The sequence below is a fragment of the Arenimonas sp. genome, assembly GCF_041913985.1.
Lineage (GTDB): Bacteria > Pseudomonadota > Gammaproteobacteria > Xanthomonadales > Xanthomonadaceae > Arenimonas.
The window spans coordinates 1-20370 of sequence record NZ_JAYSEG010000007.1 but is presented as its reverse complement, the minus strand read 5'-3'; the positions used below and the strand labels follow the sequence as shown (position 1 = coordinate 20370).

Genomic DNA, 20370 nt, shown 5'->3' with positions numbered 1-20370 from the left:
GGGGCCGGCGCGGCGGGGACTACCTATTCGTAGTCCTCGCCCTCGTTGAGCTCGGGCGCTTCGGGCCGCTCTTCCGGGTCCGGGTCTTCGGCCACCGGGTCGGGCGAATGCGGCGCGGCGGCTTCACGCACGGCCTGCTGTTCGCTGGTTTCGGTGCCCAGGTGGAAGGCGGCGTAACCAGGCAGCACGGCCTGGTTCTGCGCCATGCCGATGATGCGGCCGGCCACCGGCGCCAGGATGTAGCGCTCGACGTTGCTCAGCGGGTCGATCACGCGGCCCAGGCGCTGGCCCGACTGCACGCGCTGGCCCAGGGTCACGTCGCTGATGAGCAGTCCGCCGGAATTGGCGCGCACCCAGCGCGAATCGAGGAAGATCGGCGCCGGTTCCGGATGGGCCACGCCGATGGCGGCCGGGTCGGGCACCAGCGCCGCATCCTCCGCGGCCTCCGGATCTTCGCGCATGCCGCTCTGCTGCATCAGCCGCTCGATGGCGGCCACAGCCTGGGCGATCTCGGTGGGCTCAAGCCGCGTCGGCGCGCCGGCTTCGAAGGTGACCGCCGGGATGCCCACCGCGGTGGCGGCGACGCGCAGCATGCCCTTGTTGCCCGGGCTGTGCAGCACGACGGTGTTGCCGAAGCTGCGGCTGAATTCGATGACGTCCGGGTGGGTCAGGTCGGCGCGCACCTGCGGCAGGTTGCTGCGGTCGAAGCTGCCGGTGTGGAAATCGACCAGCATGTCGCAGTGGCTGACGATGTCCTGGAAGAAGGCGTTGGCGATGCGCGAGGCGATCGAGCCGTTGCGCGTGCCGGGGAAGAAGCGGTTGAGGTCGCGGCGGTCCGGCAGGTAGCGGGTGCCGCGCGAATACCCGTGCACGTTGACGATGGGCACGCCGATGACCGTGCCCGACAGGCGCGTCGGGTCGACCGAGTGCGACAGCCGGCGCACGATTTCCACGCCGTTGATCTCGTCGCCGTGCACGCCGGCCACCAGGCACAGCACCGGGCCGGGCTTGGCGCCGCGGGTGACCACCACCGGGCTGGGGATTTCGTTGGCGCTGATGCCGCCGCCGGGGCGCCATTCAAGCTGCATGCGCGTGCCGGGCACGACCAGGCGGTCGAGGATGGCCAGCGGCGTGACCAGCTCGGCCAGCGGCGACAGGAACTCCTGCGGCGAGGCCAGCGTTTCCGGCGGCGTGGTGCCGGCCGCGGGGCCGGCGCCCGCGGGCGGGTCGACCGGGAAGTCCTGCGCGGCCAGCGGGCCGGCGGCCAGCAGCGCCGACAGCGTGAGCAGGCGCAGGCGGTTCATGCGGCGGCGCAGGCGGCGCACAGGCCGTGCACTTCCAGGGTCTGGGCGCGCGGCGCGAAGCCCAGCGCCCGCGCCTGCTGGTCGAGCAGGGTGCAGATGCGCTCGTCCTCGAGTTCGATGGCCGCGTGGCAGTTGTCGCAGATCAGGAAGGGCACCGAGTGGCGCTCGTTCGGGTGGTGGCAGCCGACGAAGGCGTTCACCGAGGCCAGGCGGTGGATGAAACCCTGCTCGAGCAGGAACTCGAGCGCGCGGTACACGGTGGGCGGCGCGCTCGAGCCGTTTTCTTCCTTCATGGCGTCGAGCAGGTCGTAGGCCTTCACGGGCTTGCCGGCGGCGGCGATCAGGCCCAGCACCTGGGCGCGCAGCGGCGTGAGGCGCAGGCCGCGGTCGGCGCAGGCCTGCTCGACGGCCTGCACGTAGGCGCCCGCGTCGTGCACGTGGTGCGTCGGGTCCGTGCAGTCGTGGCCGTGCTGGTGTGCGGTTCGGACCATGGGGCTAGGTTGCGGCCTGCCCGGCGTGAAATCAATCCGCATTCCCGGCGTTCACGCCGGGATGCGGGCGATCGCGGCGTCGATGCGGGCCAGCGCCTCGGCCTGGCCGGCCAGGAACACCGTGTGGTCGATGGACGGGCTCACCTGCGTGCCGGTGATGGCCACGCGCAGCGGCTGGGCGATCTTGCCCAGGCCCAGGCCCAGGGCCTCGGCGGTGGCCTGCAGCGCGCCGTGCACCGATTCGGCGCTCCACTCGCCCAGTGCGGCCAGGCGCGTGCGCACCTCGGCCAGCGGCGCGCGCGCGGCGGCGACCAGGTGCTTGGCCACGGCGGCCTCGTCGTACTGCTCGAGCGGGCAGTACCAGACGTGGGCGCGCTCGGCCATCTCCTTCAGCGTCTGCACGCGGTCGCGCAGGGCCACCACCACGTCGGCCGGCTTCGGGCCCTTCGACAGGTCGTAACCGTGGGCGCGCAGCTGCGGCTCGAAGTGTTTCGCCACCTCGGCCGGGTCGTCGTTCTTGAGGTAGTGCTGGTTGAGCCAGCCCAGCTTGGCCGGGTCCAGGCGCGAGGCCTTCTGGTTCACGTCCTCGATGGCGAACAGCGACTTGAGCTCGTCGCGGCTGAAGATCTCCTGGTCGCCGTGCGACCAGCCCAGGCGCGCCAGGTAGTTCACCAGCGCGTGCGGCAGGTAGCCCTCTTCCTTGTACGACATCACGTTGGCCGCGCCCGAGCGCTTCGAGAGCTTGGCGCCCTCGGGGTCGAGGATCATGGGCATGTGCGCGAAGTGCGGCACCGGCGCGCCCAGCGCCTTGTAGATGTTGATCTGGCGCGGGGTGTTGTTGACGTGGTCGTCGCCGCGGATGACGTCGGTAATGCCCATGTCCAGGTCATCGACCACCACGGCGAAGTTGTAGGTCGGGTAGCCGTCGGAGCGGAAGATCACCAGGTCGTCGAGCTCGTCGTTGCTCCACTCGATGCGGCCCTTGATCTTGTCGTCGAACACCACCGTGCCGCCGATCGGGTTCTTGAAGCGGATGACGCGGTTCGGGTCGTCGCGGTACGGCTCGTTGCGGTCGCGGTAGAAGCCGTTGTAGCGCGGCTTTAGGTTGGCGGCCATGGCGGCCTCGCGCATGGCCTCGAGCTCTTCCTTGGTTTCGTAGGCGTAGTAGGCGGTGCCGGCGGCCACCATCTGCTCGGCCACCTCGCGGTAACGGTCCAGGCGCGCGGTCTGGAAGATGGGGCCCTCGTCGTACTCCAGGCCCAGCCAGTCCATGGCTTCGAGGATGGCGTCGATGGCGGCCTGGGTGCTGCGCTCGCGGTCGGTGTCTTCCACGCGCAGGATGAACTGGCCGCCGCGGCGGCGCGCCTCCAGGTAGCAGTACAGCGCCGTGCGGGCGCCGCCGATGTGCAGGAAACCGGTCGGGCTGGGGGCGAAGCGGGTGCGGCAGGTCATCGTGGGGGCCGGGTTGGGGCGGTGGGCCGCGCATTTTACGGCAAAACCCGGGCCGGGCCGGGCGCCTGCGCTACCATGGGCTAGTCCCCTGCCCGACCCTGCCCGGATGCCGTCGCGCCTGTCCCTGCTGCTTGCCCTGCTGCTGCCCCTGTCCGCCGCCGCCAGGGTGGCCGCGCCCACCGCGGTGCCGGCGCCCGCCGAACCGCCCGCGCCCGCGCCGGCCTCGCCGCGCGTGCTGCTGGTGACCTCGATGGGCGAGATCACGCTCGAACTCGACGCCGCCGCCGCGCCCCGCACCGTGGAAAACTTCCTGGCCTACGCCCGCGACGGCCACTACAACGGCACCGTCTTCCACCGCGTGGTGCCGGGCCTGCTGGTGCAGGCCGGCGGCTTCACGCCCGACCTGCAGCCCAAGCCCAGCCGCGCGCCGGTGCCCAACGAGGCCGCCAACGGCCTGTCCAACCGCCGCGGCACCGTGGCCGCCGCCCGCGACCGCGGCGTCGCCGATTCGGCCACCACGCAGTTCTTCATCAACCTGGTGGACAACCCCAAGCTCGACTTCCAGTCCGCCGACAGCCCCTACACCGCCGGTTACGCGGTGTTCGGCCGCGTGGTGCAGGGCCTCGAGGTGGTGGACCGCATCGCCGCGGTGCCCACCGGCGCGCAGGGGCCCTTCCCCGCCTGGGTGCCCACCGCGCCGGTGGTGATCGAACGCGTGCAGCTGCTCGAACCGGTGGCACCATGACCGTGCTTCTGGTGTCAGACCTGCACCTGGACGCGTCGCGCCCCGCCACCACCCGCGCCTTCCTCGACCTGCTCGCCGGCGAGGCGCGTTCGGCCGAAGCGCTCTACATCCTCGGCGACCTGTTCGAGGCCTGGGTGGGCGACGACGACCCGGGCGAGCCCGGCGCCAGCGTGTGCGCGGCGCTGAAGGCGCTGTCGGAGTCCGTCGTGCCGGTGTACCTGATGCGCGGCAACCGCGATTTCCTCTACGGCCCACGCATGGCCGAGCGCTGCGGCGCCACGCTGCTGCCCGACCCCTGCGTGGTGGACCTGCACGGCACGCCCACCCTGCTGATGCACGGCGACCTGCTGTGCAGCGACGACGCCGCCTACCAGGCCTTCCGCCGCCAGGTGCGCAGCCCCGAATGGCAGGCGAATTTCCTGGCCCAGCCGCTGGCCGCGCGCCAGGCCTTCGCCGCGCAGGCGCGCGCCGCCAGCCGCGAACACCAGCAGGGCGTGGCCGAAGCCATCACCGACGTCACGCCGGCCACGGTGGTGGAAACGATGGCCCGCTACGGCGTCTCGCGCCTGGTGCACGGCCACACCCACCGCCCGGGCCTGCATTCGCTCGAGGTGGATGGCCGCCGCGCCCAGCGCATCGTGCTGGGCGACTGGTACGACCAGGGCAGCGTGCTGCGCGTGGAAGCCGAAGGCCTGTCGCTCGAGTCCCGCGACGTTCTTCCGTAGGAGCGGCGCCTTATTTCAGGTGGCGGTCGGCGTTGAAGCCAGCCACTTCGAAGCGGAACTGCGGCTGCAGGTGGGCGCCGGCGGGCAATTCGATGCGCACCTGCTTCGCTTCGCGCATGGCGGCCAGGAAACGGTCGCGGTCGACGATGAACAGCGCCGGGCCGGTGCCGGTGTCGGCCGGGTCGCCTTCGAACACCTGCGGCTCGCCGTCGTCGAAGCGGATGCGCAGGCGGCAGGGCGGGCCGCAGGCCAGGTCGCTCTGGGCCAGCACCAGGTAGGCGCTTTCGCCCCACTCGGGATGCCGGCGCAGGATCAGGCGCGCGTCGGGAATGGGCGCGGGGGCGCCTTCTTCCTCCGACATCGGCTCCACCTGGCTGTAGATGGCCGCGGTGTGCTGGGTGCCGCCCTCCACGGGAATGTCCTGGTAATCCCACAGGCCGATCAGCCGGCGGTTCTCGCGCATGGCCTCGGCTTCCGCGCGCACCTCGGCGACGGTGCGGCGCATGGTGGCGGCGGCCTCGGTTTCGCCGTGGCGCTGGGCGAGCTCGTTGGCGTGCATCTCGGCGATCTCGAAGTCGGCGTCGGCGCGCGCGGCCTCGTACTTCGCCAGCAGCGCGGCGCCCTTCTCCTCGTCGAAAGCCGGGTCCACCGGGGCGGGCTGGCAGGCGGCGAGCAGCAGGGCGAACAGCAGCGGCAGCAGTCGGGGCATCGGATCACTCCAGGGATTCGAGCAGGCGGATCTCGTCGTCGTCGAAGCCGGCGGCCAGGCGCGCCGGCCGGTTGAAGGGCCCGCGCACGCCGCCGCGCACGGCCTCGCGCACCAGCCGGATGAATTCGCGCACCGGCGCCAGGCCCTCGCGCTCGCAGTGCCAGTGGAACCAGCGGCTGCCGGCGGCCACGTGCGCCACTTCCTCGCGCAGGATCACTTCGAGGATGTCGGCGGAGACGTTGTCGCCGTTCGAGCGCAGGCGGGCGATCATGCCCGGCGTCACGTCCAGGCCACGCGCCTCGAGCACGCGCGGCACCAGGGCCATGCGCTGCAGGCCGCTGCCGGCGGTCTTCCCGGCCATTTCCCACAGGCCGTTGTGGGCGTCGAAATCGCCGTAGCCGAAGCCCAGCTCGGCGAGCCGGCCCGAGAGCAGCGCGAAGTGCCGCGCCTCGTCGTCGGCCACGCCGACCCAGTCGGCGTAGTACTCCGCCGGCAGGCCGCGAAAGCGGTACACGGCGTCCCAGGCCAGGTTGATGGCGTTGAACTCGATATGCGCGATGGCATGCAGGAACGCCGCGCGCCCCTCCACGCTGCCCAGCCCGCGCTGCGGCACGTCCCGCGGCAGCACCAGCCGCGGCCGCCCGGGCCGCCCGGGCGCCCCGATCGGCAGCGGCGCCGGCGCATCCTCACGCGGCACCAGCCCACCACGCCGGAACGCCGCGGCCGCCGCATGCGTCAGCCGCAGCTTCTCGGCGGGCTCGCAGGCCGCGATGCAGTCCGCCGCGGCCTGGAACAGGTCGGCAGTGGTGGGGGTTTCTTCTTTCAACACGGATCAAATCTGATTGAAGCGGATGAACACAGATAGAGCGGGAATGAATTGGCCGAGGCTACTCGCGGGTAAAGCGGGGAGCACATCCAAAGTGCTTTTGCCTTATCCGTGTTCATCCGCATCAATCAGATTTGATCCGTGTTCAAAACCAATCCCTCAAGCACCGCGGCGCTTGCGCTTGGCGGCATCCGACCGGAGCTGCTTGATGTGCTCGAAGTAGGAGGCGTCGATGCCGGTGACGTATTCGCCGCTGAAGCAGGAGCTGTCGAACTTGCGGCCCGGGAACTTGGGGCCGGCGACGGCGGCCTCGAGGTCGGCCAGGTCCTGGTAGACCAGCCAGTCGCAGCCCAGCAGCTTCTCGATCTCTGCCTCGGTGCGGCCGTGCGCCACCAGCTCTTCGGCCGAGGGCATGTCGATGCCGTAGACGTTCGGGTAGCGCACCGGCGGCGCCGCCGAGGCCAGGTAGACCTTGCGCGCGCCGGCCTCGCGGGCCATCTGCACGATCTGCTGGCTGGTGGTGCCGCGCACGATCGAGTCGTCCACCAGCAGCACCACGCGGTCCTTGAACTCCAGCGGGATGGTGTTGAGCTTGCGGCGCACCGATTTCACGCGCTCGCCCTGCCCCGGCATGATGAAGGTGCGGCCGACGTAGCGGTTCTTGACGAAGCCCTCGCGGTACTTCACGCCCAGCACGTTGGCGATTTCCAGCGCGGCGTCGCGCGAGGTGTCGGGGATGGGGATCACGGTGTCGATGTCGTGGTCCGGGCGCAGGCGCAGGATCTTCTGGCCCAGCGTGACGCCCATGCGCATGCGCGCCTTGTGCACCGAGATGTTTTCGATCATCGAGTCCGGGCGGGCGAAGTACACGTATTCGAAGATGCAGGTGGCGTGCGGGTGCGGCGCCGCGCAGACCTCGGCGTGCAGCTCGCCCGAAGGCGTGATCACCATGGCCTCGCCGGGCTGCACGTCGCGCACGCGCACGAAGCCCAGGATGTCCAGCGCCACGCTCTCGGAGGCCACGGCGTATTCGGTGCCGCTGGCGCCCTCGCGCTTGCCCAGCACCAGCGGGCGGATGCCGTGCGGGTCGCGGAAGGCCACCAGGCCCAGGCCCATCACCATCGTCACCACCGCGTAGCCGCCGGTGCAGCGGCGGTGCACGCCGGCCACGGCCGCCACCGCGGCCTGCGGCGTGAGCGCGCCCTGCGACTGCAGCTCGTGCGCGAACACGTTCAGCAGCACCTCGGAATCGGACTCGGTGTTGATGTTGCGCTTGTCCTGCTCGAACACCAGGCGCCGCAGCGCGTCGGTGTTGGTGAGGTTGCCGTTGTGCGCCAGCGCGATGCCGTAGGGCGAATTCACGTAGAACGGCTGCGCCTCGTCCGAACCCTCGGAGCCCGCGGTGGGGTATCGGCAGTGGCCGATGCCGACGCGGCCGGTGAGCAGCGACATCGAATGCTCGTCGAAGACTTCCTTCACCAGCCCGTTGCCCTTGTGCAGGCGCAGGCGGTCGCCGTCCATGGTGGCGATGCCGGCCGCGTCCTGGCCGCGGTGCTGGAGCACCGTCAGGCCGTCGTACAGGGCCGCCGCGACGTCGCTGGCGCCGGCGATTCCGATGATGCCGCACATGGGTCAGGTCTCCGAAACGGTCGCGGCGGCCGCGTCTTGCGGCGCGCCATCAGGGGGCAAGGCAGGCGCGGGTGGCGCCGGCTGGAAATCGAGTTCGGCGGCCGCGGCCGGCGGCAGGAAACCCGCCATCCACTCCGCGCCGCGCTGCACGCCGGGCAGCAGGCGCGACTGGCTCCACCAGGCGTCCTTGGGCAGCGGCGTGAAGCCCAGCAGCAGCACCGCCACGCAGGCCAGCACCAGGCCGCGGGCCAGGCCGAAGCCCAGGCCGAGCACGCGGTCGGTGGCCGACAGCCCGGTGTTGGCGATGACCTTGCCGATGGCCCAGGTGAGCAGGCCGCCGGCGATGAGCACGCCAAGGAAGACGCCGGCGTAGCCCAGGAACAGACGCGCCGAAGCGGACTCCACGCCGGTGAAACGCGCGGCCAGGTCGGCGCCGAAGGCCACCGACAGCCAGAACGCGCCGACCCACACGGTGAGCGACAGCACTTCGACCACGAAGCCACGCCACAGGCCGATGCCCATCGACACCGCCAGGACCAGCAGCAGCGCGTAGTCGGCCCAGTTCAGCATCGGCGTCAGGGGTGCGGGACGATGATCGCGTCGCGCAGGCCCAGCTTGGCCGCGACGCCGTCGCGCAGGCGCTCGGCCGCGGCGCGGTCGGCCTCGGGGCCCACGCGCACGCGCCAGACCACGCCGCGCTCGGTGGCGATGCGCTGGTGGAAGGCGGTGAAGCCGGCGGCACGCGCCCGGTCGCGCAGCGCGGTGGCGTCGGCCTCGTTGCTCAGCGCACCCAGCTGCACCGCGAAACCCACGCTGGCGGCGGCCGGCGCGCGGGTGGCGGGCGCGGGCGCCGAAGCGGCCGGCGCGGCGGCGTCGAGCGCGATCACGGCGGCGCCACCGCCGGTGACCGATTCGGCGCGCAGGCGCGCGGCCTCGGCCAGGGCGCGTTCGGCGTAGGGGCCGACGCGCAGGCGCATGGCCGGCTTGCCGTTCACGTCCACCGACTCGCTGGTGACGGGCAGGCCCTGCGCGCGCAGCTTGTCGGCCAGGGTGCGGGCATTGGCCTGGTTGGAGAAGCTGCCCACGTTCACCGCGTAACGGCCGCCGGCGGCGGTGGCCGGCAGCGGCGCGGCAGGGGCCGGCGTGGGAGCCGGTGCGGCAGGCGTGGGCGTGGGCGCCGGCGCGGCGGGCGCGGGTTCGGTGGGGGCCACCGCGGGCGCGGCGGGCTGCGGCTGGCCGGTGGCGGCGTCGACCGCCTGCAGCGGCGCGCCGTCGTCGGCGGGCTCGGTGGGTTCGGTGAAATCAACGCGCGGCGCGGCTTCGGTGCCGGCCTCGACCGTGGCCACCGCGTTCGGGTCGTCCGGCGCGGCCGGCACGCCCAGCACGGCCTCGCCCTCGCCCGGCGGCTCGGGCGCGGCCAGCGGCAGTTCGCGGGTTTCGAATTCCTGGTCGGGCGCGTCCGGCATGGACAGCGGCACCTGGGCGGCATCCGGCTCGCGGACGTCGGGGCCCTGCAGCAGCATGGGCAGGAAGATCATCGCCAGCGCCACCAGCACGGCGGCGCCGATCAGGCGCTGTTTCAGGGCGGAATCCATCGGGGCTTCGGTCCGGCCGGAGGGGTGGCGCGAATTATAGCCGGTGTGGCCGCCCGGCCGGTTCAGGCTTCGGCGAGCGCGGCGGCCACGGTGTGGAAGGAACCGAACACCAGCACGCGGCCGTCCGGGCCGGCCTGCACCACGGCGGCGGCCAGGGCCTCGGCCAGGCTGCGGTGCGGGTGAAGGATTTCGGCCGGCAGGTGTTCGGCCAGGCGCCGGGCCAGTTCGTCCACCGGCAGGCCGCGCGGGCCGGCGTCGGTGATCGGGCCCAGGTGCCAGGCGCGCAGGTGCGGCGCCACCGGCGCCACGATGCCGCCCAGGTCCTTGTCGGCCAGGGCGCTGAACACCGCCACGGTGGGCTTCGGGTGCGCTTCGAGCCATGCGGCCAGCTGGCGCGCGCCCTGCGGGTTGTGGGCCACGTCGAGCACGCGCTCGGGCGAACCCGCCAGCCGCTGCAGGCGGCCCGGCAGCCGGGCCTCGCGCACGCCGGCGCGGATGGCCTCGTCGGGGATGGGCAGGCCGAGCGCGCGCAGCGCGGCGATGGCGGCGGCCGCATTGCCGCGCTGCGCCGGTGCCGACAGCGCCGGCTCCGGCAGTTCGATCTCGTAGCCCGGCTCGCGCCAGCGCCAGTGGTCGCCCAGGTCGTCGACCAGGTAGTCGGAATGGCCGCGGATGGCGAAGGCGCCGATGGCGTAGGCGCGGCGCAGCACCGACGACGGCGGGTCCTTCTCGCCCAGTACGCAGGGCTTGCCGGCACGCAGGATGCCGGCCTTCTCGGCGCCGATGCTCTCGCGGTCGTCGCCCAGGTAGTCCTGGTGGTCCAGGTCCACGGTGGTGATGACGGCCACGTCCGGGTCGATGAGGTTGGTGGCGTCGAGCCGCCCGCCCAGGCCCACTTCAAGGATGGCCAGGTCCAGGTCCGCGGCCTCGAACAGCATCAGCGCCGCCAGGGTGCCAAATTCGAAGAAGGTCAGCGGGATCTCGCCGCGCGCCGCCTCGATGCGCTCGAAGGCGGCCACCAGTTCGGCGTCCGAGGCCTCGGCGCCGTCGATGCGCACGCGTTCGTTGTAGCGCAGCAGGTGCGGCGAGGTGTAGGCGCCCACCCGTAGCCCCGCGGCGCGGGCGATGGCCTCCAGGAAGGCCACGGTGGAACCCTTGCCGTTGGTGCCGCCCACCGTGGCCACGAAGCGCCCGGGCCGGCCCAGGCCGAGCCGGCGGGCCACCTCGCCCACCCGTTCCAGGCCCATGTCGATGGTCCGGGGGTGGACGGTCTGCTGGTAGTCCAGCCACTGTGCGAGGGTGCGTTCCATGCGGCGATTATCCGCCGGCGGGCGGCCGGTAGGGTAATCTGGCGGGCAGACAACCAAGGATTTCCGTGGCCAAGCCCAACTACTCGTTCGAAAAGCGCCAGCGCGAGCTGGCCAAGCAGAAGAAGAAGGCCGAGAAGGAGGCCGAGAAGGCCGCGCGCAAGCGCGCCGCCCAGCCGGCGGCCGAAGCCGCCGGCGAGGAAGACGCGGCGCCGCCGCCTGCCGACGACTGAGCGCCCCGCCCCGCCGGGCGCCCTAGAGCGCCCGGTGTACCGCTTCGCCGAACAGCGCGGTGTGGTGGTTGCAGTCGTTGAGCCGCACCACCTCGAGCGCGTTGGCCGAGGGCCCCTCGAGCAGGTTGATGGTGGTGGGCGCCTGCCGGAACGACCACAGCCGCGACAGCGGCAGCCCCAGCACGCGGGCCAGGATGACGCGGTTGACCGCGTCGTGCGCCACCACCAGCAGCGTGTCGTCCGCGCCCAGGCCCTCGCAGGCCCGGGCGAAGGCCGGCCAGGCGCGATCCAGCACCTCCACCAGCGATTCCCCGCCACCCGGCATCTGCACGGTTTCCGGCGCCTCGCGCCAGGCGCGCAGGCGGATCGGGTCGCGTTCGCGGATTTCGGCGGCGAGCAGGCCTTCCCAGTCGCCGTGGGCGATTTCCTGCAGGCCCTGGTCGAGCCGAAGTTGGGCGGCGCGCGCTTCGCCGAGCGCCAGTTCGGCGGTGCGCCGCGCGCGCGACAACGGCGACGACACCGCGCGCTGGATGGGCACGTCGGCCAGGCGCTGGCCCAGCAGGCGGGCCTGGCCTTCGCCGACCTCGGACAGGGCGATGTCGCGCTGGCCCTGGTAGCGGCCTTCGGCGTTCCACGGCGTTTCCCCGTGGCGGGCAAGCAGGATGCGCATCAGGGCTGCTCCATCGAAAGGATGCCCGGGATGCCGCGCAGCGAGGCCAGCTGCGGCGCCGGCACTTCGCGGTCCACGGTGATGGCGGCGATGGCGCCGCCGTCGCCGGTGGCGCCGAGCGAGAAGTTGACGATGTTCACGCCGGCCGCGCCCAGGTGCGAACCGACCAGGCCGATCACGCCGGGCTTGTCCTCGTTGCGCATCAGCAGGATGTGCGCCAGCGGGTCGAAGTCGAGCTCGACGCCGTCCAGGCGCACCACGCGCGGGCCGCGGTGCAGCGTGGCCTCGATCTCGCGCACCTGGCCGCCGCCCTGCACGCGGATGCGCAGCAGGCGGTCGAAGCCGTCGCCGTCGCCGCCGAGGGTTTCGGCCACTTCCAGCCCGCGCGCGGCGGCTTCGTGCAGCGCGTTCACCGGCGTCACGCGGCCCGAGGCCGGGCCCATCAGCGCGGCCACCAGCAGGCGCGTCAGCGGGCGGGTGTCCAGGCCCTCGGTGCGGCCGGCGTAGGTCACCTGCAGCTTCACCGGCGCCGGCACCAGGCGCGCGGCCAGCTTGCCCAGCGCGCTCATCAGCGGCATCCACGGGCCCACCTCGCGCGCCGTTTCCGGTGTGAGCGGCGGCAGGTTCACGCAGCCCGCCACCGCGCCGGTGGCGACGAAGTCGATGATCTGCCGCGCGAGGATGGTGCTGACCGCCTGCTGCGCCTCGCCGGTGCTGGCGCCGAGGTGCGGCGTGAGCACCAGGCGCGGGTTGGCGCGCAGCGGCGAGTCCTTGGGCAGCGGCTCGGTGGCGAAGGTGTCGAGTGCCGCGCCGGCCAGGTGGCCTTCGTCGAGCAGCCGCAGCAGCGCGTCCTCGTCCACCAGGCCGCCGCGCGCGGCGTTGACCAGGAAGGCGCCGCGCTTCATGCCGCGCAGCCGGCTTTCGTCGAGCAGGTTGGTGGTTTCCTTGGTGCGCGGGATGTGCAGCGTGACCACGTCGGCCCAGGCCAGCAGCTCCTCCAGCGACATCAGCGGCACGCTGCCCTTGCCGGCGGCGGACGCGGGCAGGAAGGGGTCGTGGGCCGCCACTTCCATGCCGATGCCCTGGGCCTTGCGCGCCACCGTGGCGCCGATGCGGCCCAGGCCGATCACGCCGAGGCGCTTGCCTTCGAGCTCGAAGCCGGTGAGCCCGGCCTTGGGCCATTCGCCCGCCTTCATGCCGGCGTCGGCGCGCGGCACGTGCCGGGCCATCGCGAACAGCAGCGAGAGGGCGTGCTCGGCGGCGGCCAGCGTGTTGCCGTCGGGCGCGTTCATCACCGCGATGCCGCGCGCGGTGGCGGCCTCGACGTCGATGGTGTCCACGCCCGCGCCGGCGCGGCCGATCACGCGCAGCTTCGACGCATTGGCCAGCGCCTCGGCCGGCACCTGGGTGGCCGAACGCACCAGCACCGCGTCGAACCCTTCCAGCTTCGCCGCCAGGACCTGCGGGTCCTTGATCGGCTCGCTCACCTCGACCGTCCATCCCGCCTGGCGGAACAGGGCCAAACCATCCTCGTGGATGCCATCACAGGCCAGAACACGCATCACCGCTCTCCTTTTTCACGACGGGGGAGACCGGCACGCCGCCCGCTGCCGGGCGTCCGCGCCAGGCTCGGGTTCAGGCCCTGGAAACGCCGGCGGCCGCAGGAGCGGCGCGCGTAATGCCTTGGGAAACCACCGTCTGCCGCTGCGCCGTGGCGCGGGCAAGGAGCACCGGCGCCGAACGGCGACCGGAACGCGCGATTGCGCTGTGACCTTCAGAAAGCCGATGCGGGACGACAACAGCGGCGTGACTGCGGGTCTGGAGACGGGGCTTCTTGAGCATGGGAGTCCAGGACCAACGAGTTCACCTTACCCGCAAACGAGGCCAAAGGAAATCGGCCCGTTATGGCCCTCCCCAGGTAGCGAGGTCAGCCCTTCTTCGGCAACGCCGAAGCCTTCACACCCCCAAAACCATGACCAATGGCCTACTCCCCCGCCACCCGCTTGCCCTAGGCTCGACCCCTTCGTTTCCCGTCCCGAGACCCGCCCATGACCCCACGCCTGAAGCCGCTCGCCCTCGCCCTGTCCGCCACCTTCGTGCTCGCCGCCTGCCAGAAGGCCGAGGCCCCGGCGGAAACCGCCGCCGCGCCGGAAGCGCCGAAGCTCACCGTGGACCTCTCGCAGGTCGCGCAGCAGCCCATCTCCTTCAAGGCCGAAGACCTCGACACGAGCATCGAGGCCTGCCAGGACTTCAACGGCTTCGTGAACTCCAAGTGGCTCGCTGCCAACCCGGTGCCGGGCGACCGCACCACCTGGGGCGCCTTCCCGGCCCTGGGCGAACGCTCGCTGCAGGTCCAGCACGAGATCGCCAAGGCCGCCGCCGCGGGCCAGTGGCCGGCCGGCAGCATGGAGCAGAAGGTGGGCGACTTCTTCGCCGCCGGCATGGACGAAGCCGCCATCGAGGCCGCCGGCCTGGCGCCGATCCAGCCCGAACTCGACCGCATCGCCGCGCTCACCGCCACCAGCGACATCCCGGTCTACCTGGGCCAGGCCTACGCCTCGGGCCAGGGCATGCTGTTCGGCTTCTTCGCGATGGCCGACTACAACGACTCCAGCACCAACATCGCCTACGCCATGCAGGGTGGCCTGTCGCTGCCCGAGCGCGCCTACTACCTGGAAGACCGCGAGGACTACAAAGCCGCGCGCGTCGCCTTCGTCGAACACGTCGCGAAGCTGATGCAGCTGGCCGGCGCCGACGAGGCCACCGCCAAGGCGCAGGCGCAGCAGGTGATGGACTTCGAGACCCGCCTGGCCAAGGCCTCGCTGGGCCGCCTCGAGCTGCGCGACCCGGCCAGGCGCTACAATCCGGTGGCCCTGGCCGAGGCTGACGCCGCCACGCCGAACTTCAGCTGGACCGCCTTCTTCGCCGCGCTCGACGTGCCGGCGCCGCAGACCTTCTCGCTGGCCACGCCGGACTTCTTCAAGGAGTTCGATGCCATGCTGGCCGACGTGCCGCTGGAGCAGTGGCAGACCTGGCTGCGCTTCCGCGCCATCGACGGCGCCTCGCCCTACCTGGGCAGCGCCTTCGAGCGCGCCAACTTCGAGTTCTACCGCCAGACCCTGGCCGGCCAGAAGGAAATGCCCGAGCGCTGGAAGCGCGTGCTGGGCGCCCTCAACGGCGCGATGGGCGAAGGTTTCGGCCAGCTCTACGTGGCCCAGGCCTTCCCGCCGGAGTCCAAGGCCAAGATGGAGCAGCTGGTCGGCAACCTGATGCAGTCGCTCAAGCACCGGCTCGAGGGCCTGGCCTGGATGAGCGAGGAAACCAAGGCCAAGGCGCTGGAGAAGTGGTCGTCCTTCACCCCGAAGATCGGCTATCCGGACAAGTGGCGCGAATGGGACGGCCTCGACGTCTCGCGCGAGGGTTACGCCGCCAACGTGATGGCCGCGTCCGCCTTCAACATGCGCTACATGCTCGACAAGATCGGCAAGCCGGTGGACAAGACCGAGTGGGGCATGAGCCCGCAGACGGTGAACGCCTACTACCGCGCCACCGCCAACGAAATCGTGTTCCCGGCCGCCATCCTGCAGCCGCCGTTCTTCGACGCCAACGCCGACGACGCGCTCAACTACGGCGGCATCGGCGCGGTCATCGGCCACGAGATGCTGCACGGCTTCGACGACCAGGGCAGCAAGTTCGACGCCAACGGCAACATGGCCAACTGGTGGACCGACGAGGACCGCGCCAAGTTCGAGGCCGCGGCCGCCAAGCTTGCCGACCAGTACAGCGGCTACGAGGCGCTGCCGGGCCTGTTCGTGAACGGCAAGCTGGGCCTGGGCGAGAACATCGCCGACCTCGGCGGCACCACCGTGGCCTACGACGCGCTCAAGCGCGCCCAAGGCGAGGGCTTCACCGACCCGATGATCGACGGCTACAGCCAGGACCAGCGCTTCTACATGAACTGGGCCACGGTCTGGCGCATCGCCTTCACCGAGGCGCAGCTCAAGCAGCAGATCACCGTCGGCCCGCACTCGCCGGGCATGTTCCGCGCGATCGGCCCGCAGTCGAACCAGCCGGCCTTCGCCGAGGCCTTCGGCTGCAAGGAAGGCGACAAGATGGTGCGCTCGGGCGAGGACCGCGTCGTCATCTGGTAACCGCCGCGGCGACCCCGCGACCCCGACCCCGGGCAGCCCCGCTGCCCGGGGTTTTTTCTTGCACGCAAGTCCGTGAAGTCCGTCACAGTCCGTATATGCTTGGCAAGTCCGGCACACCGGACCGCCGGTAGGGGAACACCGGGGGACGCGGGCCTGACCAGCACCGCCGCGAGGCGGATTTTTATTGCCATCGATCCGTTACAGGGGATTCCAGCATCGTGAGCACCTCCAACCGCAAGCAGCGCCTGCGCGCCCTCGTCGTGGCCACCGCCCTGGCCTTCGGCGCCACCCCGGCCTTCGCCGGCCTGGTGAACACCGGCGGCCTTGAAGAAAACCAGCAGTACGACCGATTCATCATCAAGCTCAAGGCCGACGCGATGGCGAAGTCGGCCGCCGAGGGCCGCCTCGACGGCGTGCTCGCCACCGCCAACCTCGCGCTGCAGGCCCTGGGCCCGGCACCGGGCGGCGTGGTCGCCAAGTCCTCGGCCGGCGGTGCGCAGCACCTGCGCACGATGTCCCTGGGCGCCGACGTGGTGAGCGCGGGCCGCCAGCTCGACGCCGCGCAGGCGCTCGCCGTGATGGAAGCGATCGCCGCGCTGCCCGAGGTCGAGTCGGTCGAGGTCGACGCGCTGATGCAGGCCGACTTCGTCCCCAACGACACCTATTACTACCTGCAGTGGGGCTACAACGACGCCGACGCCGGCATCCGCGCCGACGCGGCCTGGGACATCGCCAACGGCGAGGGCATCGTGGTGGCCGTGCTCGACACCGGCATCACCAACCACAGCGACCTCAACGCCAACATCCTGCCCGGCTACGACATGATCTGGGACCCGGAAGTCTCCGTCGACGGCGACGGCCGCGACGCCGACCCCAGCGACCCGGGCGACTACTGGGCTGGCCGCCCCACCAGCAGCTGGCACGGCACGCACGTGGCCGGCACCATCGCCGCCGTGACCAACAACGCCAAGGGCGTGGCCGGTACCGCGTGGGGCGCCAAGGTCATGCCCGTGCGCGTCCTGGGCCGCTACGGCGGCTACACCTCCGACATCGCCGACGGCATCACCTGGGCTTCGGGTGGCAACGTCCCGGACGTGCCCTCGCTCGAACCGGCGCGCGTGGCCGACGTCATCAACATGTCGCTCGGCGGCAGCGGCGCCTGCGGCATCTACCAGGAGGCCATCGACGGCGCGAACGCCCGCGGCACCACCGTGGTGGTTTCGGCCGGCAACGACAACTTCGATGCCATCAACAAGCGTCCGGCCAACTGCGGCGGCGTGATCTCGGTCGCCTCGATCACCAGCGCCTCGGCCCGCTCGGGCTTCTCGAACTACGGCGCTTCGGTGGACATCGCCGCGCCGGGTTCCACCATCGCCTCGACGCTCAACGCGGGCGCCACGGTGCCGGCGGGCGAGGGCTACGCCTACTACAGCGGCACCTCGATGGCGGCCCCGCACGTCGCCGGCGCCATCGCCCTGGCCCAGAGCCGGCGCCTGACGCTGGGCCTGCCGCTGTGGACCCCGGCCCAGGCCGAGGCCCAGGTGAAGGCCACGGCCTACGCCATGGCCGTGCCCTGCCCCGAAGGCTGCGGCGCGGGCATCGTCAACGCCCACGCCCTGGCCCTGGCGGCCGGCGGCGGCCCGCTGCAGGCCGAACTCGGCGCCTACCTGTCGGAACGCCCCGCCGCCATCACCTATGGCCGCGAAGCCACCTTCGGCATCCAGGTCCGCAGCCGCGGCCCGGAGGTCGCGCCCGGCACCCGCCTGGACGTGGCCGTGAGCAACCGCGTGCAGTCGGTGGAACCGATGGCGCCGGCCGGCTGGAGCTGCTCCGAGCTCGAGCCCTCCCGCACCATGCGCAATTTCCGCTGCGAGTTCGGAGGCGCCTACCCGGACGGCCGCAACGACACGCTGCGCTTCAAGGTCCGCACGCTGCGCTCCACCACGGTGGCCATGGAGGGCCGCGTGTCGAGCGAAGCCGTCGACGACCGTCCGACCAACAACCGGGTGGCCATGACCTTCATCGTGGGCCAGGGCAGCTACTGAGCTCATTCGTTGGACCCGAGGGGGCGCGGCCACGGCCGCGCCCCCTTTTCTTTTGGCCGCCACCGGGCCAACCGTGACCTCCGGCCTATACCCCGGGGGGAACGAGGGAGGACAATCGGGGGCGACCGCCGCTGTGCCGGTGGCCCACCCTTCCCGACCCACCCTGCCCCCTCGCCGGGGGCCCGGAGATGCCCGTGACCTTCCGCAACCTCAAGCCCCTGACGCTGGCGCTCGCCGTCACCGTCGCCCTTGCCGCCTGCCAGAAAGCCGAGGCCCCGGCCGACACCGTCGCCGCGCCCGAGCCGGCGCCGGCCCCGCTGGTCGACCTGGCCACGCTCAAGACCCCGCTGATCTCGCTGCAGGCCGGCGACCTCGACACCAACGTCTCGGCCTGCACCGACCTCAACCAGTTCGTCAACGCCAAGTGGCTGGCCGCCAACCCGGTGCCGGCCGACCGCACCACCTGGGGCAGCTTCGAGCTGCTGGCCGAGCGTTCGCTCGAGATCCAGCAGAAGCTGGTCGAGAACCTGGCCGCGCGCACCGACGCCAGCGGCACCGCCAAGCTGATCGGCGACGTCTGGGCCACCGGCATGGACGAGGCCGCCATCAACGCCGCCGGCCTGGCGCCGATCCAGCCGATCCTCGACTCCATCGCCGCGCTCGACTCCGGCGAAGCCGTGGCCGAGTGGCTGCGCACCAGCTACGCCAAGGGCCAGGGCTACGTCTTCGGTTTCGGCCCGAGCCCGGACTTCAAGAACTCGGCGCTCAACATCGCCTACGCCGGCCAGGGCGGCCTGGGCCTGCCGGACAAGGGCTATTACTTCGACGAGCAGCACGCCGCCATCCGCGAGGCCTACGTCGCCCACGTCGCCAACATCCTGAAGCTGGCCGGCGCCGACGAGGCCACCGCGGCCGAGCAGGCCAAGGCCGTGATGGAGTTCGAGACCCGCCTGGCCAAGGTGTCGATGTCGAGCGAGGAGCTCTCGCGCGACGTCTCCAAGTACTACAACCCGGTCACCGTGGCCGACGCCGACGCGCTGGCCCCGAACTTCCCGTGGTCGAAGTTCTTCGAGGCCCAGGGCATCGCCGCGCCCGAGATGTTCTCGCTGGCCCAGCCCGACTTCCACAAGGAAGTGAGCGCCATGCTGGCCGACGTGCCGGTGGCCACCTGGCAGGCCTACCTGCGCTACCAGTCCGTGGACAACGCCGCGCCCTTCCTGGCCGATGCCTTCGCCCAGGAGAACTTCAACTTCTACGGCAAGACCCTGCGCGGCCAGCAGGAAATGCAGCCGCGCTGGAAGCGCGTGCTCAACACCATCAACGGCCAGATGGGCGAAGCCCTGGGCCAGGAGTACGTGCAGGTCGCGTTCTCGCCGGAAGCCAAGGCGCGCATGCAGCAGCTGGTGGGCAACCTGTCCGAGGCGCTCAAGGCGCGCATCGAGAACCTCGAGTGGATGGGCGAGGACACCAAGGCCAAGGCGCTGGAGAAGTGGGCCGCCTTCACCCCGAAGATCGGCTACCCGGACAAGTGGCGTGACTGGAGCGGCCTGCAGACCAGCCGCGACAGCTACGTCGCCAACCTGATGGCGGCCAACGCCTTCAACTACCAGTTCAACCTGGCCAAGATCGGCCAGCCGGTGGACAAGACCGAGTGGCAGATGAGCCCGCAGACGGTCAATGCCTACTACAACCCGCTGGCCAACGAGATCGTGTTCCCGGCCGCCATCCTGCAGCCGCCGTTCTTCGACGCCAACGCCGACGACGCCCTGAACTACGGCGGCATCGGCGCGGTCATCGGCCACGAGATGATCCACGGCTACGACGACCAGGGCAGCCGCTTCGGCGCGTCCGGCAACTTCGAGAACTGGTGGAGCGACAAGGACAAGGCCGGCTTCGAGGAGCGCACCGGCAAGCTGGTGGCGCAGTTCGACGGCTACGAGTCCATCGACGGCCTGCACGTGAACGGCAAGCTGACGCTCGGCGAGAACATCGCCGACCTCGGCGGCCTGGCCGTGGCCTACGACGCCCTGCAGCGCGAACTCAGCACCAAGAAGGTGGCCGAGATCGACGGCTACACCCAGGACCAGCGCTTCTTCATGAACTGGGCCACCGTGTGGCGCCGCAACTTCAAGGACGAAGAGCTGAAGGTGCGCCTGCAGACCGACCCGCATGCCCCGGCGGCGTTCCGCGCCATCGGCGCCCCGTCGAACCTGCCGGTGTTCGCGGCCGCCTTCGGCTGCAAGGAAGGCGACGCCATGGTCCGCCCGGCCGACACCCAGGTGGCGATCTGGTAAGCGCCCCCGGCCCACGTGCCTGAACGACGGCCCGGGTTCGCCCGGGCCGTTTTTTTTTGGCTCTTTTCCCAAGCCCGGGACCGGCGCCGTCGTCACGGCGGAAGCGAGGGTCGCGCCCCACGAAGGGCAGGCGGGGCCTCGCTCCGATGCTTGCGCGTCTCGACCCGGGCCGCAGGGAACGATTTCTCTTGCCG

At 71.5% G+C, this 20370-nt stretch carries 17 protein-coding genes; 6 read left to right on the top strand and 11 right to left on the bottom strand.

Going from position 1 to position 20370, the window contains the following annotated elements; genetic code table 11:
* Positions 1-23: 23 nt before the first annotated feature.
* From ACE3Q2_RS03620 to gltX, 3 genes are read right to left on the bottom strand one after another with little or no spacing between them, the layout of a single operon-like run.
* Complete coding sequence (locus ACE3Q2_RS03620) at positions 24-1304, bottom strand: succinylglutamate desuccinylase/aspartoacylase family protein (protein WP_374472851.1); 1281 nt, start codon at positions 1302-1304, stop codon at positions 24-26.
* On the bottom strand, positions 1301-1795 hold the full coding sequence (locus ACE3Q2_RS03615; RefSeq protein WP_231697656.1) for a transcriptional repressor: 495 nt from the start codon (positions 1793-1795) through the stop codon (positions 1301-1303). The genes ACE3Q2_RS03620 and ACE3Q2_RS03615 overlap by 4 nt, the downstream gene beginning before the upstream one ends.
* 51 nt (positions 1796-1846) lie before the next feature.
* Positions 1847-3247, bottom strand: a complete 1401-nt coding sequence (gltX, locus tag ACE3Q2_RS03610; protein WP_231697657.1) for a glutamate--tRNA ligase — start codon at positions 3245-3247, stop codon at positions 1847-1849.
* A gap of 106 nt (positions 3248-3353) precedes the next feature.
* On the opposite strand from gltX, the gene ACE3Q2_RS03605 reads away from it, so the two are divergent.
* Both ACE3Q2_RS03605 and lpxH read left to right on the top strand, forming a co-directional pair.
* On the top strand, positions 3354-3992 hold the full coding sequence (locus ACE3Q2_RS03605) for a peptidylprolyl isomerase (protein WP_374472848.1): 639 nt from the start codon (positions 3354-3356) through the stop codon (positions 3990-3992).
* Positions 3989-4717: a UDP-2,3-diacylglucosamine diphosphatase gene (lpxH, locus tag ACE3Q2_RS03600; RefSeq protein ID WP_231697659.1), complete on the top strand. Its 729-nt coding sequence runs from the start codon at positions 3989-3991 to the stop codon at positions 4715-4717. The genes ACE3Q2_RS03605 and lpxH overlap by 4 nt, the downstream gene beginning before the upstream one ends.
* Before the next feature lie 10 nt (positions 4718-4727).
* On the opposite strand, the gene ACE3Q2_RS03595 is transcribed toward lpxH, so the two are convergent.
* The 6 genes from ACE3Q2_RS03595 to folC all read right to left on the bottom strand — a co-directional run bounded on the left by ACE3Q2_RS03595 (position 4728) and on the right by folC (position 10786).
* A complete protein-coding gene (locus ACE3Q2_RS03595; RefSeq protein WP_374472845.1) occupies positions 4728-5426 on the bottom strand; it encodes a hypothetical protein in 699 nt (232 codons plus the stop codon).
* 4 nt (positions 5427-5430) lie between these two features.
* Positions 5431-6252, bottom strand: coding sequence for a ferritin-like domain-containing protein (locus ACE3Q2_RS03590; RefSeq protein ID WP_374472843.1), 822 nt, complete (start codon positions 6250-6252; stop codon positions 5431-5433).
* 159 nt (positions 6253-6411) lie between these two features.
* A complete protein-coding gene (gene purF / locus ACE3Q2_RS03585) occupies positions 6412-7881 on the bottom strand; it encodes an amidophosphoribosyltransferase (protein ID WP_374472841.1) in 1470 nt (489 codons plus the stop codon).
* 3 nt (positions 7882-7884) lie between these two features.
* Positions 7885-8451, bottom strand: a complete 567-nt coding sequence (locus tag ACE3Q2_RS03580; protein WP_374472839.1) for a CvpA family protein — start codon at positions 8449-8451, stop codon at positions 7885-7887.
* Positions 8452-8456: 5 nt separating this feature from the next.
* Positions 8457-9476, bottom strand: a complete 1020-nt coding sequence (locus tag ACE3Q2_RS03575; RefSeq protein ID WP_374472837.1) for an SPOR domain-containing protein — start codon at positions 9474-9476, stop codon at positions 8457-8459.
* A 62-nt stretch (positions 9477-9538) separates the two neighbouring features.
* Entirely contained in the window at positions 9539-10786 is a 1248-nt protein-coding gene (gene folC, locus ACE3Q2_RS03570) for a bifunctional tetrahydrofolate synthase/dihydrofolate synthase (protein ID WP_374472835.1), read from the bottom strand.
* Between the two features lie 65 nt (positions 10787-10851).
* Here folC and ACE3Q2_RS03565 point away from each other — a divergent pair, with 65 nt between their 5' ends.
* Positions 10852-11016, top strand: a complete 165-nt coding sequence (locus tag ACE3Q2_RS03565) for a hypothetical protein (RefSeq protein ID WP_374472833.1) — start codon at positions 10852-10854, stop codon at positions 11014-11016.
* A gap of 22 nt (positions 11017-11038) precedes the next feature.
* Here ACE3Q2_RS03565 and ACE3Q2_RS03560 read toward each other — a convergent pair whose 3' ends face one another.
* Positions 11039-11686 carry a histidine phosphatase family protein gene (locus ACE3Q2_RS03560; RefSeq protein ID WP_374472831.1) on the bottom strand — a complete coding sequence of 216 codons (648 nt, stop codon included), beginning with the start codon at positions 11684-11686 and terminating at the stop codon, positions 11039-11041.
* A complete protein-coding gene (serA, locus tag ACE3Q2_RS03555; protein ID WP_374472829.1) occupies positions 11686-13248 on the bottom strand; it encodes a phosphoglycerate dehydrogenase in 1563 nt (520 codons plus the stop codon). Before serA ends, ACE3Q2_RS03560 begins: the two co-directional genes overlap by 1 nt.
* Positions 13249-13734: 486 nt before the next feature.
* Between serA and ACE3Q2_RS03550 the strand changes: the two genes are divergently transcribed.
* From ACE3Q2_RS03550 to ACE3Q2_RS03540, 3 genes are all read left to right on the top strand, one after another.
* Positions 13735-15837: a M13 family metallopeptidase gene (locus ACE3Q2_RS03550; RefSeq protein ID WP_374472827.1), complete on the top strand. Its 2103-nt coding sequence runs from the start codon at positions 13735-13737 to the stop codon at positions 15835-15837.
* A 218-nt stretch (positions 15838-16055) separates the two neighbouring features.
* Positions 16056-17882: a S8 family peptidase gene (locus tag ACE3Q2_RS03545; RefSeq protein ID WP_374472825.1), complete on the top strand. Its 1827-nt coding sequence runs from the start codon at positions 16056-16058 to the stop codon at positions 17880-17882.
* A 194-nt stretch (positions 17883-18076) separates the two neighbouring features.
* Positions 18077-20176 carry a M13 family metallopeptidase gene (locus ACE3Q2_RS03540; RefSeq protein WP_374472823.1) on the top strand — a complete coding sequence of 700 codons (2100 nt, stop codon included), beginning with the start codon at positions 18077-18079 and terminating at the stop codon, positions 20174-20176.
* Positions 20177-20370 lie beyond the last annotated feature (194 nt).

Coding starts and splice junctions, on each gene's coding strand:
- gltX (WP_231697657.1), bottom strand. CDS start 3,247: ATGACCTGCCGCACCCGCTTCGCCCCCAGCCCGACCGGTTTCCTGCAC.
- ACE3Q2_RS03605 (WP_374472848.1), top strand. CDS start 3,354: ATGCCGTCGCGCCTGTCCCTGCTGCTTGCCCTGCTGCTGCCCCTGTCC.
- ACE3Q2_RS03615 (WP_231697656.1), bottom strand. CDS start 1,795: ATGGTCCGAACCGCACACCAGCACGGCCACGACTGCACGGACCCGACG.
- lpxH (WP_231697659.1), top strand. CDS start 3,989: ATGACCGTGCTTCTGGTGTCAGACCTGCACCTGGACGCGTCGCGCCCC.
- ACE3Q2_RS03575 (WP_374472837.1), bottom strand. CDS start 9,476: ATGGATTCCGCCCTGAAACAGCGCCTGATCGGCGCCGCCGTGCTGGTG.
- purF (WP_374472841.1), bottom strand. CDS start 7,881: ATGTGCGGCATCATCGGAATCGCCGGCGCCAGCGACGTCGCGGCGGCC.
- ACE3Q2_RS03580 (WP_374472839.1), bottom strand. CDS start 8,451: ATGCTGAACTGGGCCGACTACGCGCTGCTGCTGGTCCTGGCGGTGTCG.
- ACE3Q2_RS03560 (WP_374472831.1), bottom strand. CDS start 11,686: ATGCGCATCCTGCTTGCCCGCCACGGGGAAACGCCGTGGAACGCCGAA.
- ACE3Q2_RS03550 (WP_374472827.1), top strand. CDS start 13,735: ATGACCCCACGCCTGAAGCCGCTCGCCCTCGCCCTGTCCGCCACCTTC.
- ACE3Q2_RS03620 (WP_374472851.1), bottom strand. CDS start 1,304: ATGAACCGCCTGCGCCTGCTCACGCTGTCGGCGCTGCTGGCCGCCGGC.
- ACE3Q2_RS03595 (WP_374472845.1), bottom strand. CDS start 5,426: ATGCCCCGACTGCTGCCGCTGCTGTTCGCCCTGCTGCTCGCCGCCTGC.
- serA (WP_374472829.1), bottom strand. CDS start 13,248: ATGCGTGTTCTGGCCTGTGATGGCATCCACGAGGATGGTTTGGCCCTG.
- folC (WP_374472835.1), bottom strand. CDS start 10,786: ATGGAACGCACCCTCGCACAGTGGCTGGACTACCAGCAGACCGTCCAC.